This window comes from Photobacterium kishitanii (assembly GCF_003026355.1).
Lineage (GTDB): Bacteria > Pseudomonadota > Gammaproteobacteria > Enterobacterales > Vibrionaceae > Photobacterium > Photobacterium kishitanii.
This window is the reverse complement of sequence record NZ_PYON01000030.1, coordinates 1-18,486: the sequence shown is the minus strand read 5'-3', so window position 1 is coordinate 18,486 and position 18,486 is coordinate 1. Positions and strand designations below refer to the sequence as shown.

At 41.1% G+C, this 18,486-nt stretch carries 16 protein-coding genes; 4 read left to right on the top strand and 12 right to left on the bottom strand.

Annotated elements, in window-relative coordinates:
• Positions 1-4 precede the first annotated feature (4 nt).
• The 9 genes from bamA to rpsB form a co-directional block, all read right to left on the bottom strand.
• Positions 5-2,410 (bottom strand): outer membrane protein assembly factor BamA, encoded by a 2,406-nt coding sequence (gene bamA / locus C0W29_RS20485; RefSeq protein WP_045043503.1) that lies wholly within the window; start codon positions 2,408-2,410, stop codon positions 5-7.
• A 36-nt stretch (positions 2,411-2,446) separates the two neighbouring features.
• On the bottom strand, positions 2,447-3,802 hold the full coding sequence (rseP, locus tag C0W29_RS20480) for a sigma E protease regulator RseP (protein ID WP_045045786.1): 1,356 nt from the start codon (positions 3,800-3,802) through the stop codon (positions 2,447-2,449).
• Positions 3,799-4,995: a 1-deoxy-D-xylulose-5-phosphate reductoisomerase gene (gene ispC / locus C0W29_RS20475; protein ID WP_045043501.1), complete on the bottom strand. Its 1,197-nt coding sequence runs from the start codon at positions 4,993-4,995 to the stop codon at positions 3,799-3,801. Before ispC ends, rseP begins: the two co-directional genes overlap by 4 nt.
• A 66-nt stretch (positions 4,996-5,061) precedes the next feature.
• On the bottom strand, positions 5,062-5,910 hold the full coding sequence (locus tag C0W29_RS20470; protein ID WP_036793417.1) for a phosphatidate cytidylyltransferase: 849 nt from the start codon (positions 5,908-5,910) through the stop codon (positions 5,062-5,064).
• Positions 5,911-6,013: 103 nt separating this feature from the next.
• On the bottom strand, positions 6,014-6,709 hold the full coding sequence (gene uppS / locus C0W29_RS20465; RefSeq protein WP_373455561.1) for a polyprenyl diphosphate synthase: 696 nt from the start codon (positions 6,707-6,709) through the stop codon (positions 6,014-6,016).
• 143 nt (positions 6,710-6,852) lie between these two features.
• The gene (gene frr / locus C0W29_RS20460) at positions 6,853-7,410 is read right to left on the bottom strand and encodes a ribosome recycling factor (protein WP_045043498.1); all 558 of its coding nucleotides are present in this window, start codon (positions 7,408-7,410) and stop codon (positions 6,853-6,855) included.
• 70 nt (positions 7,411-7,480) lie between these two features.
• Positions 7,481-8,209 carry a UMP kinase gene (gene pyrH, locus C0W29_RS20455; RefSeq protein WP_036793410.1) on the bottom strand — a complete coding sequence of 243 codons (729 nt, stop codon included), beginning with the start codon at positions 8,207-8,209 and terminating at the stop codon, positions 7,481-7,483.
• Positions 8,210-8,300: 91 nt separating this feature from the next.
• A complete protein-coding gene (gene tsf / locus C0W29_RS20450) occupies positions 8,301-9,146 on the bottom strand; it encodes a translation elongation factor Ts (RefSeq protein WP_045045785.1) in 846 nt (281 codons plus the stop codon).
• Positions 9,147-9,263: 117 nt separating this feature from the next.
• Positions 9,264-9,992, bottom strand: a complete 729-nt coding sequence (gene rpsB / locus C0W29_RS20445; RefSeq protein WP_036793406.1) for a 30S ribosomal protein S2 — start codon at positions 9,990-9,992, stop codon at positions 9,264-9,266.
• A 369-nt stretch (positions 9,993-10,361) separates the two neighbouring features.
• Between rpsB and map the strand changes: the two genes are divergently transcribed.
• Positions 10,362-11,201, top strand: coding sequence for a type I methionyl aminopeptidase (gene map, locus C0W29_RS20440; protein ID WP_045043496.1), 840 nt, complete (start codon positions 10,362-10,364; stop codon positions 11,199-11,201).
• Between the two features lie 139 nt (positions 11,202-11,340).
• A complete protein-coding gene (gene glnD / locus C0W29_RS20435) occupies positions 11,341-13,962 on the top strand; it encodes a bifunctional uridylyltransferase/uridylyl-removing protein GlnD (protein WP_036793404.1) in 2,622 nt (873 codons plus the stop codon).
• A gap of 71 nt (positions 13,963-14,033) precedes the next feature.
• Here the strand turns inward: glnD and C0W29_RS20430 are convergent, their stop codons facing one another.
• From C0W29_RS20430 to C0W29_RS20420, 3 genes are all read right to left on the bottom strand, one after another.
• Positions 14,034-14,495, bottom strand: a complete 462-nt coding sequence (locus C0W29_RS20430; RefSeq protein ID WP_045043494.1) for a flavodoxin — start codon at positions 14,493-14,495, stop codon at positions 14,034-14,036.
• A gap of 147 nt (positions 14,496-14,642) precedes the next feature.
• A complete protein-coding gene (truC, locus tag C0W29_RS20425; RefSeq protein WP_045045784.1) occupies positions 14,643-15,380 on the bottom strand; it encodes a tRNA pseudouridine(65) synthase TruC in 738 nt (245 codons plus the stop codon).
• Between the two features lie 6 nt (positions 15,381-15,386).
• Positions 15,387-15,707 (bottom strand): YqcC family protein, encoded by a 321-nt coding sequence (locus C0W29_RS20420; protein WP_036793401.1) that lies wholly within the window; start codon positions 15,705-15,707, stop codon positions 15,387-15,389.
• Between the two features lie 155 nt (positions 15,708-15,862).
• On the opposite strand from C0W29_RS20420, the gene C0W29_RS20415 reads away from it, so the two are divergent.
• Positions 15,863-16,909, top strand: coding sequence for a DUF3549 family protein (locus C0W29_RS20415; protein ID WP_080895476.1), 1,047 nt, complete (start codon positions 15,863-15,865; stop codon positions 16,907-16,909).
• Between the two features lie 33 nt (positions 16,910-16,942).
• Positions 16,943-17,257: a DUF3301 domain-containing protein gene (locus C0W29_RS20410; protein ID WP_036793399.1), complete on the top strand. Its 315-nt coding sequence runs from the start codon at positions 16,943-16,945 to the stop codon at positions 17,255-17,257.
• Positions 17,258-18,486 lie beyond the last annotated feature (1,229 nt).

Sequence of the window (18,486 nt, the reverse complement as noted above, 5' to 3'; positions counted from 1 at the left end):
AAAATTAGAATGACTGGCCAATGGTGAATGTGAAGAACTCTTCATCATCCCCTTCATATTTCTTGATTGGTTTAGCAACCGAGAATACAAGTGGACCCATTGGGGACATCCACTGTAATGCAGCACCGTAAGACGCTCGAATCATACCTGGATCAGAATAGTCAGGTAATGAACTTGCATTGGTATAATTAGGGTGGAATTCAGTATCCCACACAGAACCAGCGTCAACAAAGAAACTAGTACGTACTTGATTTTTCACTTCTTGAGAAGCAAACGGGGTCGGAACAATCAATTCCATACTCGCAAGTGCAATCGCGTTACCACCGGTTGACTCATCACTAACAACACCTGATTGGTTATTACCTTGACCTGTACCATAAACAGCTTTAGGACCAACAGTGTTAGAACGGAAACCTCGAATAGTCGTAAAACCACCCGCATAGTAGTTCTCATAGAATGGCATCAATTGATCGCTGCCATTGTCTGTTTTACCGTAACCGTTACCGTAACCTAACTTACCACGTAGCAATAAGGTGTAGTCTTGTTTTTCCGTTAATGGAATGTATTGACGTACATCATATTGCGTCTTGAAGTATTGTGAATCAGAACCTGGAATGGTCATCTTAAATGACGCACTCTGGTAATTACCCGAAGTAGGGAAATAACCACGGTTTAAGTTGTTACGCGTCCATGCAATAGTCCAGCTATAGTCATCGAGTTCAATCGCGTTATCACTATCGGCATCAAATCCATGAATCTTTTTAAACTGCTGGATCTGATAGTAATCTTGGATATTAGAGATCTTGTTATGATCGTAACCGAGACTAAAATCGAAGTAGTTCAATTCATTATATGGGAAACCCCAAGTTAAACTTGCGCCATAACTTTGATTGGTATAATCCGAGATATTAGCATCAGATGCTTCAAACTCGTTGTAGTAAACTTTTCCACCAAGACTAACGTTATTAATTGTAAAGTACGGGTCTTTGTATTCAAGGCTAATATTCTTAGAGTAATCATTCGTCATCGCATTGATGCCAAATAAATTACCAGTACCTAAGAAGTTTTTCTGGGTTAAACCCGCCTGAAAACTAATACCTGATTCTGTACCGTAACCAACACCGAAGTTCACACTACCAGAGTTAGCTTCCTTAACCTTGTACTTAACATCAACTTGATCATCAGACCCTGGAACACGCACGGTTTGAACATCAACATTTTCAAAGAAACCAGTACGGTTTAAACGCTGCTTACCTGTATCAATTGATTTACTGTTAAGCCATGTACCTTCCATTTGACGCATTTCACGACGCAATACTTCATCTTTAGTCGTATTGTTACCACTAAATTCAATGTTACGTACATATACACGCTTGCCTTGCTCAACATTAACAATCAAAGACACTTGATGTGCTGCATCGTCAAACTCAGGCATAATAGTTACTTGAGGATAAGCATAACCTGCTTTACCTAGTTCAGCCTTAACCGCTTCTTCTAACGCAGTTACTTCAGCGCCATTGTAAACAGTATCAGGTTTAAACGTTACCAGCTTATCAAACGCAGCAATACGACCAGCAACGTCACCTTGGAACTTAACGTTTTTAACTTTGTATTGCTCACCTTCGTGAACTTTTAAAGTAATGTACACGCCTTTTTTATCAGGAGAAATAGCAACATGCGTTGATTCTAGGCGGTACTTTAAGTAGCCATTATTTAAATATTGCGAGCGTAATGTTTCTAAATCGCCTTGCAATACTTGTTTTTGATACTTCTCATTCGCCATAAAGTCCCACCAAGGCACGCTGTCCTTAAGTTTGAACTTACTGATCAAATCAGCATCACTGAAAACATGATTACCGAGAATATTAATCTGCTTGATTTTAGCGGACACACCCTCAGTAAATACAAATTTAATATCAACACGATTACGAGGTAAAGGCGTAACAACAGCTTCTACAGTGGCATTATATTTACCAACACTGTAATAGAAATCTTCTAGACCTTTATCGATCTTAGATAACGTTGTTCTATCTAGTGCTTCACCAACACGTAAGCCTGATGCTTCAAGGTTCTCTTTTAGCTGCTCATCTTTGATGGCTTTATTACCTGCAAAGGTAATATCTGCAATAGTTGGACGCTCTTTTACATCGACCAGTAACGTATTACCGTCTCGATATACCTTAATATCTTCAAAATTGCCGGAAGAATAAAGAGATTTGATCAGCGTTGAAATATCCTGCGGATCAACAGTGTCACCCACTCGAACCGGCATTTTTAATAATGCTGCGCCCATAGTGACTCGCTGAAGACCTTCAAAACGAATGTTATCAACTACAAATTTATTTTCCGCGCTATGCGCAACGCTACTTGTCAAAAGCAGCGATGCGACTAACAGTTTTTTAATCGCCATTACTGTACTGATTATTCCTTGCTAAATACGCATTTATTAAAGTCGGGTAAAATCATTGAATAGCGCAACCGCCATTAACGCAACCAAAACGGCTGATCCCACTCTATAGCCAATATCCTGAATTCGTTCAGATACAGGACGACGAGTTACCGCCTCGATAGCAAAGAACATTAAATGTCCGCCATCAAGTACAGGTAAAGGTAATAAGTTTACAATGCCTAAGTTAACACTGATCAATGCTAAGAAACCAAGGAAATATACCAAGCCAAACTCGGCAGTCATTCCAGCTCCTTTCGCGATAGAGATCGGTCCGCTAAGGTTTTTCATTGCAACATCACCAGTAACAAGCTTAGTGACCATATCAAACGTTAGTGACACTAATTGACCGGTTTTTTCGGTCGCTTTTATCGCCGCATCAATTGGACCAAATTGCAAATTAACTTTGTACGATGCTGGCCAAGGTTCAATACTTGGTGCCAATCCTACATAGCCAACTTCTTTGCCGTCAGCTTCTACTTTTACACGAGGGGTCAATGATAACATCACTGGTTCCTCATCACGTAAAACTTCAACTTGTAGCGTTGTTCCCGGATGCGTACGAACAGCATCAACAAATTGCTGCCACTGTGTTACTGATTTATTATCTACTGCGACAATCTTATCATTTAATTTAAATCCTGCATCAATTGCTGCACTATTATCAACAAGTTGTGAAACAGTTAGCGTAATTGGCGGCGTAAATGGAGTAATCCCCAATGTCGTCAATACTCGCTGCGATTCAGGATCAAATGACCAATGTGTTAAATCAAGTGTACGTGAAACGACAACAGAACTGTCAGGTTCTTGTGCCGTTACTACCACTTGTTTATCACCAATCTGGGAAATCAACGCCATATTGGCAGATTCCCAATCAGATGTTTCGAGTCCAGAAACTGATTTTAGTTCCATTCCTGGAATAATTCCCGCTTTTGCCGCAATTGATTGTGGGGCAACTTCACCGATCATAGGCTTTAATGCAGGTACCCCAATTAAATAAACGACCCAATAAGCAAAAATAGCAAACAAAAAGTTTGCCATCGGCCCTGCGGCAACAATAGCACTTCGTTGCCATATTTTCTTATTATTAAACGCCATATGACGCTTCTCGGGAGGAACTTCAGCTACCCGCTCATCAAGCATTTTAACGTAACCACCAAGTGGTATCATAGCTAATGTGTATTCAGTGCCATCTTTGCCAACGCGACTAAACAGGGATTTACCAAAACCAATAGAGAAACGTTCAACATATACACCACAACGACGAGCAACCCAAAAATGGCCAAACTCGTGGACTGCGATCAGAATACCAAGAGCAACTAAAAAAGCGCTTAAATTACGGATAAATTCAATCATGCAAATTCCTTCGCAATAATGTCTAGTGCAAGCTCACGAGCTTGTTTGTCTAGCACCATTACGGCATCAATATCATTAGGTTCAGTTAATACAGCCATTTCTAACACCGACTTATTTACTTTTGCAATATCAGTGAAACGGATCTGATTAGTTAAAAATGCTGCAACTGCTATTTCATTCGCAGCATTCAAGGTCGTGGTGGCAGCTTGACCTTGATAACAAGCATCAATAGCTAATTTCAGACATGGGTAACGCTCAAAATCGGGTTCCATAAAGGTAAATTCACCGACTTTACTAAAATCCAGCGCCGCCACACTAGACTCAACTCGTTGTGGATAAGCCATCGCACACGCAATCGGGGTACACATATCAGGTAAGCCCATTTGTGCAATTACTGAGCCATCTTTATATTGCACCATCGAATGAATCACAGACTGCGGATGAATAATGACTTGCATTTGATCGCGGCTGGCATTGAATAACCACCGTGCTTCAATATATTCCAAACCTTTATTCATCATCGTTGCTGAATCAACAGATATTTTAGGCCCCATCGACCAGTTTGGATGTGCAATCGCCATCGCTGGTGTTACTGCATCTAAAGCACTAATATCAGTGTAGCGGAATGGACCACCAGAACCGGTTAGTAGTACCTTACTTATTCCATGCGCGGCTAAATCACAGCGTCCCATACGACGTTGAATTTCTACGGGTAACGCCTGAAAAATCGCATTATGCTCACTATCAACGGGTAATAGTTCTGCACCATACTTTTCACAAGCATCAATAAACATTTGGCCAGTCATTACTAGCGCTTCTTTATTGGCTAATAAAATACGCTTGCCTTGTTTCACCGCCGCCATGGTCGGTAATAAACCAGCAGCACCAACGATTGCAGCCATCACTGTATCGACTTCATCTAGTGCTGCAACGTGACAAATACCGTCCTCACCGCCAACCACCGTGATATTTAAACCCGCTTGCTGAACTAACTCATTAAGTTGAGCTGCTGCGGTTACACACGCCATCGCGGCAAATTTCGGTTGCCACTGCTGACATAGCACAAACATTTTATCAACATTAGAACCAGCAGCTAGTGCGGTGACCTCAAATGAATCTGGGTTTTGAGCGATTACCGCTAAAGTGCTACTACCAATCGAGCCTGTCGCACCAAGAATCGTTAACTTACGCATAAAATCACTTACAGTTACAAAAAAGGCAGCGAAATAGCTGCCTTTAGAAAAGATGGCTGTTATTAATTATATTAGCCACAGATAGAGCAATGCAAATACGGGAATTGCTGCGGTTAAACTATCAATACGATCAAGAATACCACCATGTCCAGGTAATATATTACCACTATCTTTAATGCCAGAAACACGCTTAAACATACTTTCAACTAAGTCGCCTAAGACAGAAATTATCACAGTGACAATAGCAATAAAGAATAATTGGCCTAACGATGAAAACTCAATTGACAGTATATGCGATCCTAGCCAAGTAACAAAAATAGCTAAACATGCCCCGCCAACTAAACCTTCAATGGTTTTATTTGGACTCACTGCTGGTGCCATCTTATGCTTACCAAAACGCTTGCCAGAGAAATAAGCACCAGTATCGGCAGCCCATACTAATAAGCACACTAGTAAAACTAAGCAAGCCCCATGATAAGGATTATTGTCATAATTCACGGCGCGGAGCATTAAAATACTCCAAAAAAAAGGCAACAATGTGAGCAAGCCAAAAATTTGCTTTAGAAATGGTTTCTTTGACCAAAAATCAGCACTTTTAGGATAACTAATGGCTAAAGCCGATGCGATTAACCACCACAGGCCGCCAATAAGCAATATAGCGCGATAAATTCCAGTAGGATGAGAGAGAGAGGCAGGATCGGTCGGTAATAGCGCAATGCTTGCCCCCAACGTGATCGTCGGTAAAATCATCGTATTAATACGTGATGATGCATTAACAAACTGCGTCCACTCCCAGAAACCAACTAAGGTTATCGCAGCCATAGCAATAATAAAAGCAGGCAACGGCAGAAAAAATATTCCTGCAATGACAAGTGGCGCGAGGATTAACGCGGTAATAATTCGTTGCTTGAGCAAACTACGTCCTCTTTTATATTGAAAATATTTAGTATCGGAAAAAACCGCTACTTAAACAATAACGCCAACACACAACACTGCGCATTGGCGAAAATAATGTCTGTTATTTTAACAAAGCTTGTATCTGCTCGCCAGTACAACCAAAGCGGCGCTCACGATTAACAAACCATGCTACAGCATTCACCAAACTTTCTTCATCAAAATCAGGCCAATGTTGTTCCGTGAAATACAATTCTGCATAAGCCGTTTGCCATAGCATAAAGTTACTAATACGACACTCGCCACTGGTGCGGATTAACAGATCAACATTCGGTAAACCTTGAGTCACTAAACCCTGCTCTAAATCTTGTTCAGTCAGAGATTCAATATCAAGTTGTTGATCCATTGCACGTTGCATCATTTGCTTAGCTGCTTGAAGAATATCCCATTGACCACCATAGTTCGCTGCCACATTTAACACTAACCCAGTGTTATTTTCAGTTAGCTGCTCTGCTGCAGTAATTTTTTTCTGCAATCGAGCACTGAAGCGACTTTTGTCTCCGATAATGCATAATCGAATATTATTTTTATGTAGTCTTTTTACTTCACGGCCTAAAACGGTCATGAATAATTCCATTAGCAATGAGACCTCATCCTCAGGACGACGCCAATTTTCACTACTAAAAGCAAACAATGTAACGACTTTAATTCCAAGTCGATTTGCCGTAGAAACCGTTTTACGTACCGCTTCTACGCCTGCTTTATGGCCAAATACTCGCGCTTTACCTTTGGCTTTAGCCCAACGGCCATTACCATCCATAATCACTGCGATGTGTTGTGGAAGATAGTCGGCTGAAAGAACAGCGTCTATTGAAGGTTGTGCCATATTTATCCCTCAAAAAAAAAGCGCCGTGCTGCCGCACAGCGCCTTAACTTTGTCAGCTAAATTAAGACAATAATGTCTTAAACTTCCATTAGCTCTTTTTCTTTAACTTCAAGAACAGCTTCAATATTTTTGATAGCGTCATCTGTTAGTTTCTGAATCTCATCTTGTGCACGACGATCATCATCTTCAGAAATATCTTTATCTTTTAATAAAGTTTTAACTGTTGCATTAGCATCACGACGAATATTACGTACAGCAACACGGCCTTGCTCTGCTTCAGCGCGTACAATCTTAACCAGATCGCGACGACGTTCTTCTGTTAGCGGTGGCAATGGCACACGAATTACCGTACCTGCTGACATTGGGTTTAAACCCAAATCAGACATCATAATTGCTTTTTCAACTTTAGCTGACAACTCACGGTCAAATACAGTAATAGCCAATGTACGTGAATCTTCAGCAACCACGTTAGCAACTTGCTTAAGTGGTGTGCTTGCGCCGTAATACTCAACATAGATAGTATCAAGTAGGCTTGGATGTGCACGGCCAGTACGAATTTTAACTAATTGACTTTTTAGTGCTTCAACACTTTTTTCCATGCGCGTTTGCGCATCTTGTTTGATTTCGTTAATCACGATAAATACCTTAAATTATGCTGTCATCATAGCGCTGATCTTCAGCGCCACATTAATCAATTTACAAGGCTTAAGCGTTAGTGATCAGCGTACCTTCTTGCTCACCCATTACAACACGGCGCAATGCACCAGGCTTATTCATGTTAAATACACGAATTGGCATGTTGTGGTCACGAGCAAGAGTAAATGCAGCCAAATCCATTACCTTAAGTTCTTTTTCAAGTACATCTTGGTAGCTCAGCTGTTCACAAAGCGTTGCATCTGGATTTTTAACTGGATCATCCGTGAACACGCCTTCAACTTTTGTTGCTTTTAATACTACATCAGCTTCGATTTCGATACCACGAAGACATGCAGCAGAATCTGTTGTGAAGAACGGATTACCTGTACCTGCAGAGAAAATAACAACACGGCCTTGACGTAACTGACTGATCGCATCAGCCCAGTTATAATTGTCACATACGCCGTTTAAAGGAATAGCAGACATTACTCGCGCGTTCACATAGGCACGGTGCAGCGCATCACGCATTGCTAAGCCGTTCATTACTGTTGCTAGCATACCCATGTGGTCGCCCACAACTCGGTTCATACCTGCTTCAGCCAGACCAGCGCCACGGAATAGGTTACCGCCACCAATAACAAGGCCGACTTGAACACCTAATTCAACGAGTTCTTTTACTTCTTGTGCCATACGGTCAAGAACTTGAGCGTCAATACCAAACCCTTCTTTACCTTGTAGTGCTTCACCACTTAGTTTAAGAAGAATACGTTGATAAGTTGGTTTAGGGTTTGTGGTCATGTTTTTTTACCTTCCAAGCTGATTTTGAGATATGGAGTTGTAAAAAGACCGCAACGTCGGTTGCGGTCTTTGATATTCTGATTAAAAAGGATTAACCTTTTTGAACAGCTGCTACTTCTTCAGCAAAGCTCATTTCTTGAGCTTTCTCGATACCTTCACCAACTTCTAGACGTACGAAGTTAGTTACTGTAGCGCCTGTTTCTTTCAAGATATCGCCAACAGTTTTCTTTGGTTCCATGATGAAAGCTTGGCCAGTTAGAGAAACTTCGCCAGTGAACTTCTTCATGCGACCTTCAACCATCTTCTCTGCGATAGCTTGAGGCTTGCCTTCGTTCATTGCGATTTCAACTTGAACTTCACGCTCTTTAGCAACTACGTCAGCTGGTACGTCAGATGGGTTAACGTATTCAGGCTTAGATGCTGCAACGTGCATTGCAATGTGCTTAAGAGTTTCTGCGTCGCCGTTACCAGCAACAACTACTGCGATACGAGTACCGTGAGTGTAAGCAGAAACTTTATCACCAGCAATGTATGCTACGCGACGGATTGAGATGTTCTCACCAATCTTAGCTACTAGCTCAATACGTTGCTCTTCAAATTGTGCTTGAAGCTCTTCAACTGCAGCGTGGCTAGCAAGTGCTGCATCAGCAACCATGTTAGCGAATGCAAGGAAGCTACCGTCTTTAGCAACGAAGTCAGTCTGGCAGTTTACTTCAACAAGAGCTGCTTTACCGTCAGCATCTTTGATGATGATAGTACCTTCAGCTGCTACGTTACCTGCTTTTTTAGCAGCCTTAGCAGCACCGCTCTTACGCATGTTTTCGATTGCTAGCTCAATATCAGCGTTAGCTTCTACTAGTGCTTTCTTACAATCCATCATACCTGCGCCAGTACGTTCACGCAGTTCTTTAACTAGGGCAGCTGTAACTGTTGCCATGTGATAATCCTCAGATTTGAATTCGTTGAGTAAAAATCAGGGGCCATTATCGGCCCCTGGTAACCATTCTTAGTTTACGCAAGGTAACTTAAGATGCTTATGTAAAGCAGCAGGCTATTAAGCTTCAGCTACGAAACCGTCTTCTTCTGCTTGAACAGCGATATCTTGGTTACGAGCTTCTTTAACAGTTTGAGCTACAGCACCAGTGTAAAGCTGAATCGCGCGGATTGCGTCATCGTTACCAGGGATAACGAAGTCAACGCCGTCTGGATCAGAGTTAGTATCAACAACAGCAAATACTGGGATACCTAGGTTGTTAGCTTCTTTGATTGCGATGTGCTCACAATCAGCGCCGATTACGAACATTGCGTCTGGTAGGCCGCCCATGTTCTTAATACCACCTAGTGATTTCTCAAGCTTTTCCATTTCACGAGTACGCATTAGCGCTTCTTTCTTGGTTAGCTTTTCGAAAGTACCATCAATAGATTGAGCTTCAAGTTCTTTAAGACGCTTGATTGATTGACGAACAGTTTTCCAGTTAGTCAACATACCACCCAACCAACGGTTGTTTACGTAGTACTGGTCACAGCTGATTGCTGCTTCTTTGATTGATTCGCTAGCTGCGCGCTTAGTACCAACAAAAAGAACTTTACCCTTACGAGCTGCAATTTTTTCAATTTCAGCTAGTGCTGCATTGAACATTGGTACAGTTTTTTCTAGGTTGATGATGTGTACACGGTTACGAGCGCCGAAAATGAATGGCTTCATTTTTGGGTTCCAGTAACGAGTTTGGTGACCAAAGTGTACACCAGCCTGAAGCATGTCGCGCATTGATACAGTTGCCATTGAATAATCCTCTATGGGGTTAGGCGTCCACATATCCCATCTTAAAACCGACCCTATGATAGCGTATCGCTATCGTTACCTAAAATAGATAACTGAGCACCCCGGCAGATGTGTCGATATGTGTGAATAATAAATAAAAGTATGTGTAATCCAATCAAGTTGCACCATTACATATATTAATTCACCATCTAATGATTAAATTATTACTTATAATAGAAACAAAATCACTGTTTACGGCGCGCTTTATACCATAGAACAGTCAATAAAATCCAGTCAAAATTGGATATGAGAACTAATCTTATCTTCCCTTTAACCCCTTGCGACTGGTAATATAGAACCATACAGAAACATACAGATTGAGACGATTTTATGAGCATTAAGATCAAAACGGCTGAAGAAATTGAAAAAATGCGTATTGCTGGCCGTTTGGCTGCAGACGTATTAGAAATGATCGAACCGCATGTAAAGGCGGGTGTGACGACAGAAGAACTAGACCAAATTTGTCATGACTACATCACACAAGTTCAGCAAGCGATTCCTGCACCGTTGAACTACCACGGCTTCCCTAAATCTGTGTGTACTTCAATTAACCACGTTGTTTGCCATGGTATTCCTGCCTCTAAAGATGAAGTTGTATTAGAAGCCCGTGGTAAATATAACAAGCCAGCAGTATTAAAAGATGGCGACATCATTAATATTGACGTGACAGTGATTAAAGATGGTTACCACGGTGATACTTCAAAAATGTTTGAAGTAGGTGAAGTATCTCTTGAAGACAAACGCCTTTGTCGCGTTGCTCAAGAAAGCCTTTATCTGGCAATTAAAAAAGTAAAACCTGGCGCAAAAATTGGCGATTTAGGTACAGCTATTCAGAAATTCATCAAAGCGGGTAGCAGTCGTTTTTCTATCGTGAAAGATTACTGTGGTCATGGAATTGGTAATGAATTCCATGAAGAGCCACAAGTGGTTCACTACAAAAACAGTGATCGCACGGTAATGAAAGAAGGCATGTGTTTCACTATCGAGCCAATGATTAACGCTGGTAAATTTAGCTGTGAATCAGACGAGCAAGATGGTTGGACTGTGTACACTATAGATGGTAAAAAATCTGCACAGTGGGAACACACATTACTGGTAACTAAAGATGGCTGTGAAATCTTAACGCTACGTAAAGAAGAGACATTGCCGCGTCTAATGCATAACGCATAATTCGTCATCTGCAGTTGCGGGCATATACCGCAAATCAAAAAAACCGACCTCCTGTGTCGGTTTTTTTATATCTAGCGATACAGTTCACCATGTGAAATGGTTATAGTAATCCTAGAATATCATTACCGCACGGACAGCAATGACAGACATTTTAGCAACTCAGCTTTCTGATTATCTCGACGATGCCATTACTCTCGACAGCTTGCGCAGTGCTCTTAACCATTTTGCTGAAGAGCAGAAACTTCAATTTAAACAGCAAAAATCAATTGTCGATTTAGTCACCCAACGTAGTCAATTTATCGACCAATTACTGATTCGATTATGGCGTTTTTATGGTTTTGAACAACAGCCAGATTTAGCATTGGTTGCTGTGGGTGGTTATGGCCGCGGAGAATTACATCCATTATCTGATGTCGACCTACTAATATTAAGTCAGAAGCCATTAACTGAAGAGGTCGCCACCAATGTTAGCGCCCTTGTCACCTTGTTATGGGATTTACGGTTAGAGGTTGGTCAAAGTGTGCGTACTGTCGATGAGTGTATCGAAGTAGGCAAAGATGACCTTACTGTTGCAACCAACTTAACTGAATCACGTTTTTTATGTGGAAATCAACAAACCTTTCATCAATTAACTGTCGCAATTAACTCACCTCAATTTTGGCCAAGTGAAACCTTTTTTCAAGCCAAATTAGAAGAACAACGAATTCGACATGCCCGCTACCATGACACCACTTATAACCTTGAACCAGATATCAAATCTAGCCCGGGTGGTTTACGTGACATTCATACCCTTAGTTGGGTTGCACGGCGTCACTTTGGTGCCACCAGCTTATTAGAAATGAGTCATCATGGCTTTTTAACTGATGCCGAATACCGTGAATTGGTTGAATGTCAAAATGCGCTGTGGCGAATTCGATTTGCGTTACATATTGAACTACGCCGCTATGATAATCGACTCACTTTTGATCACCAAACATCAGTCGCTGAACATCTCGATTATCATGGTGAAGGTAATCAAGCCGTCGAAATGATGATGAAAGCATTCTATCGCATTTTACGGCGGGTAGCTGAACTGAATAAAATGCTCTTACAGCTATTTAATGAAGCGATTATTCAACCCAATGCTCGCCTAGCCCCCATCGTACTCAATGATGATTTTCAATTACGTGGCAATTTAATTGAAGCCACTAAGCCAGCATTATTTCAAGCTCGGCCTGAAACTATTCTCGATATGTTTCTTCATATCGCGCAAAACTCTAATATCGAGGGTATTGCAGCACCGACATTGCGTCAATTACGCACCGCTCGTCGGCGGCTCAACCGATTTCTTATTGAAATTCCAGCCGCCCGTGAAAAATTCATGGAATTGGTGCGCCAACCCAATGCACTTCAAAAAGCATTTCGACTCATGCACCGCCATGGTGTCATTGCAGCCTATTTGCCCCAATGGAGCCATATTGTTGGTCAAATGCAATTCGATTTATTTCATGTTTATACCGTCGATGAGCACAGTATTCGCGTAATTAAAAATCTGCATAAATTCAACGATCCCAATAATCATTCGCAACACCCTATTTGTTGTGAAGTTTATCCGCGTTTAATCAAGAAAGAGATCTTAATCTTAGCGGCAATATTCCACGATATAGCTAAAGGTCGAGGTGGCGATCATTCTGAATTAGGTGCTGTTGACGCCTATGATTTTTGTATCGAACATGGACTCTCCCACCCTGATGCTGAAACCGTATCATGGTTAGTGCAAAAGCACTTATTAATGTCGGTCACCGCTCAACGGCGTGATATTTACGATCCTGAAGTGGTAGCAGAATTTGCCAAGCAAGTTGGTGATGAGGAACATTTAGATTATTTAGTCTGTTTAACTGTGGCAGATATTTGTGCCACTAACCAAGATCTATGGAATAGTTGGAAGCGTACTTTACTGGCAGAGCTTTACTACTCAACCCAAAAAGCACTGCGCCGCGGGCTAGAAAAAACCCCAGATATGCGCGGTCGTATTCGTCACAATCAACAGTTAGCGTCGGCAATATTACGTAGCAAAGGCTTTATGCCGCGTGATATTGAAGTGTTATGGCGTCGATTTAAAGCTGATTACTTCTTACGTCATACCCATAAGCAACTCGCATGGCATGCACAAGCATTACTGAATCATACTGGCGATAAACCGATTATATTAATGAGCAAAAAAGCCACCCGTGGCGGTACTGAGGTGTTTATCTATAGTAAAGATAAAGCCAAACTGTTTGCGATTGTAGTGTCTGAATTGGATAAGAAAAATCTCAGTATTCATGATGCCCAGATAATGAACAGTAAAGATGGCTACACCCTCGATACATTTATGGTACTGGATCCTAATGGTAAAGCGATCAATGAAAATCGTCATATCGGTATCATTCGCAACTTAACCAAAGCATTAACGGCAATGAAATCTGAACGTAAAATCCGCCGTGCACCACGTAAATTACTCCATTTTAATGTGCCGACAAAAGTTGAATTTTTAGCAACCAAAACTGGCCGTAAAACCATGATGGAATTAGTTGCACTAGATATGCCGGGTTTATTGGCAAAGATAGGCGCGGTATTTGCAGAACTTAATATCAGTTTACAGGCAGCCAAGATCACCACTATTGGCGAACGTGCTGAAGACTTTTTTATTATTGTTAATGAAACCGGCGGGCGTTTAACTCAACAACAGCAACAGCAACTGCGTGAAACACTGATTATCACTATCAATAAGCACGCTTAAGTAACGACTGAAACAACACCGTATTTAACTACGGTGTTGTTACTTTTCATAATAGTTATAAACTAATCATCTTATGCGGCAGCTTGTTCAGCACTCGCAACAAATTGACTAAACCACACTTCAGCAACCTCTAGCGGTTCAAAATGCACCCCAGCATCAATATCTAACCGAGGTTGAACTCGCTGAGAATTCAATTCTGATAGTAATGCATCAAATTGACGTCCAGCACCACAAAAACGATCTTCACCATAACTAGAATCACCCAATGCAATGACACCATAATGTTGCTTAGGTAATAATGGGAATTGATCTTTCAGTGCAACGTATAACGGTAATAGATTCTCAGGGATCTCGCCTTGCCCCGTTGTCGAGCAAATAACTAAAACCGTATCAGCGTCATAGGCCATAAAATCATCTAACGTTGAGTCAAAAAAAATCTCAACGGGTACGGATGTTAACTTAGCAGCCAATGTTTCTGCTAACTCTTCTGCTCCACCATATACAGAGCCTACAAATATGCCTAACTTGTTCATTGTCCGCTCTCCTTTGCTGTAAGACGCCCTCAATAAGGGACTATTACCAATCTGGCTACTACAGCTAAGAAAAGCAAGTACTGGTGTGAATTTAAACTAAGAAATTTGCACTATAGCCCATTCATTACAGTTCGTGGTTATTCTACATTACACATCTAACAATAATGTCGGCGACCAATTAAAACGAGTCATGACACGCTGCCAGACTTCGTCCACATCAGCTCGAATATCAATTGCAGCACCAGTAATAGGGTGGTTAAATTGTAATCTTGATGCATGTAACATTAATCGGTGACAATCAAAATTTTCACGGAACATACGATTATGTTTACCATCACCATAATTAACATCACCAATCATATGATGATCTAAATGATGCATATGACGACGTAATTGGTGTTTACGTCCAGTTTCTGGTTGCAGTTCTATTAAGCTATAACGACTGGTCGCATAACGACCAACAGCAATATCTGTTTCTACTGTTGCTAATGGGGCATAAGCTGTAATAGCCGATTGGGGCTCTTTATCTTCCGTTGCTTTTTTATCTGCAATTTTATCTAACATGATTTTAAGCGGATAATCTAACACTGCCGCTTCTTTAATCCAGCCTCTAACAATTGCATGATAGGTTTTATGCATCTCTCTACCAGCAAATACAGGCATCATCATTGCAGCTATTTCACTGGATAATCCAAATAAAATCACCCCTGATGTTGGTCGATCTAACCGATGTAATGGAAATACATGCTGACCAATTTGATCGCGTAATGTTTGCATTACAAACACGGTTTCATGGCTGTCTAACCATGAACGGTGCACTAACATACCAGCCGGTTTATTAACCGCAATTAACGCTTCATCTTGGTATAAAATTTCCAGTTCCATTATTGCTCACTTAATGTTTAACAGTTGATCGATTGCACGTACAGTCACCACAATATCCTCCACCCCAACCTGATTCTTCATTGCTTCTTCAACATAAGGGGAAATAACAAACTGAGTCGGTAACGGTAAGCGTTGTAATATTAAATAACGTAATTTAGGAATAAAAATCCATTGTAACCATTGATGGCAAGCCAAACTATCAATCGCAAATGGTTCAGTACTCGCCAAAGCTTGTGGATCAGGAGTAATCATTTCCCAATATTGATGCTGCTGTAAAATATTTTCTAATTGAGTGAGTAATTGCTGACTTTGATGATACTTATCCACCGTAACCCCTCTTTGTTGACAGTAAAAACGGCGCAGAATAGCATTTCAGTTACTACGCCCCAACTATATTATGGTGATTAGCTGCCTATTCACAGGTATGCTGAGTTAATGCTACTAATTATACTGACGAGCTAATTAAAGGAGCTTTATTTATTATGTCCATGGAAACGTTTCATACTTTAACTCAATTACTTGATAACGCAGGTTGTCGTTATAATATTTTTGATTTGGGTCGTCGTGTTAATGAAATTAATAGCGACCAATTTAAAGCCGTTGAGGAAAATCGCCAGCCTTACCCATGGCCACTTCAGCAACATGCTCATATTGCTATTTCATTTTGGCAACATCAACAGCCACCTTGGGTATGGTTCTTACGATTACCACTTGATGAGCGAGGGCTACTTAAACAAGCCGCAGTGGGTGATTTTATTAAGTATGTTATTGAAGCGATGGGGGCAAGTTTAAATAGTACGCCAACAGAAGAAGAACAACAAAAACTCGCTAATAACCCTTACACATTTAAGCCGAATGACGACAAAATGGCTATTTTTAATGCCCAGCTACGAGTATTACTCTCTTTGCCACCAAGTCAATATTATGCGGATGCGCAAGCTTATTTATCAGGCCAACAAGATTGGCAGCAATGGCAACATATTGGGTTACAAGGATTAGCGGATATCTGTGCCCGTATATCGCAACACAATAATGCCACTTATTTGCGCAAAGCACTTAACCATCTGCCAATGACACCGTTGTATGCATTATTAGGCTGCCTTGAGCACTGTTCGATACCTGAACCCCTTGCGCAACGTATCACCGAGCGCTTAACCCTAGAATGCCAACAACCTCAACCCGATTTATTTTTGATTGCAGCCTTAATTCGTGCTCTTGCTGGTAGTTCACCACAACAATTACAACAAACACTGCTTACGATCTTAAATCAACAGCCATTGTGTCATCGCGAGGTATTGATCGCTATCGCTGGCCGCTGCTGGAGTGGTTTTACTGATTCAAATATCGCATCATTGTTTTTATTACGATTAGCCGAAATACAAGATCAAACCTTGTTTAATCAATTATTTACCGATCTAGTCATGCAGCCATTATTGCGTGGGATCATGCTACAAATACTCCATGGACAAGCGGATCCTGCACTGATCACTGCGATTCAGAAACTACAACAACATGCTAAAAAACACTGATAATATTTATCGTCTATAAGGGCTTTTTATTATATGGATAATCTGTTCGGCATTTTAATTATTGCCATTATCGGCTTCTTATTTTGGCAGCAACGGCGTCAAACTGAATTAGCACAGTATTATATTGAACAACGTTGCAAAAATATGGGCCTACAGATGTTAAGCTTTGCTCGTGGTGAACATAAACTCAAAGATCATCATGGTGAATGGGGCTGGCGTACGGTATTCGTATTTGAATTTTCAGCCGATGGGGTCGATGTGTATCAAGGTTATATAGAAATGAAACGACTGCGTGCCAGCTATTTTTATTTACCGCCGCATCGTATTCCAGAAAGTAGTGATTATTAATAGGGATCGCCCTAAAAAGAATGGGCGCGACAATAATTATTGTCACGCCCTTAGATATTACTTATAGCAATCCAGCTACTATAGTGCTCCCTGCTATCAATCCTTGATATGCTTTAATCCCCTGGTAAATCTTAACTTCATCCTAGAAGTCACTCTTCGGTAATCCTTGACCCATCAGCATATCCAACACTGACTCTCTCTCCATAAAGGAGGTGTCCTTAGCTTCATTAGAAGTTGTTCCTGACTTCGTTTTGAAGTAATTCCCTATCCCATCCTTGAATATTGCCATCCTGGCTAATAGATATCCTATCTATGGCCTCTATCCCAGAGAATCCTTGCATCCTGCTAGGTGATAATCCTCATCACCTATTTGCTCTTCCTGAGCGGCCACTTCCATGGCTATTCCTAAATCCTTTCCAGCTCCAGCTGATGACAATATATTACCTCACAGAAAAAATGACGCAATATTAAATATTCCATTAATTATTACTAACAATTATTAACATTAGAAGAGCTTAATGTAATCAACTGATAATTAATATAATTAAATTTTATCAGCAACTATTAACGACGACGGGTAAAGAAATAATCCCACACTTCTGTAAGATATATCTCACAATAAAAGTAGAAAAAAGCCATTACAGATTACGATATGATCATTAACAAACTAAGTATTGAGCAGTGCGAGGTGCGAGGTGCGAGGTGCGAGGTGCGAGGTGCGAGGTGCGAGGTGCGAGGTGCGAGGTGCGAGGTGCGAGGTGCGAAATAAAACCGATGTTATTTAATCAGTCAAATAAAAACCCACTTAAGATTATTACACAAAAAAGAGAGGGCGCGACTTGCGTCGCGCCCTTAGGTCTTACTTGCAGCTATCCCGCTACTATGTTGCTCCCTGCATCCATCCGTTGACTGCTGTGTTCCGTCAGCATTGTCCTTTAGATTTCACCCTGAAATTGTTCCTGTGGTCATCCTAACCCGTCATCACATCCTGCTCTGACTCTCATCTCCTTCCTGGAGGTGTCCTTTACTTCGTCCTGAAGTGATCCTTTATGCCTCAATCCTAGAGGTGTTCCCTACTTCATCCTGAAGTTATCCTAGTGTCATCCTGACCAGTAAACATCCTGTTTACTTTTTAGCGCATCCTACGCTATTCCCTTCACATTCCATGTCCGATAAACCATCCTAGTTTACCAGTATCTCATCCTGAGACTGCCTGTATCCGTGGCACT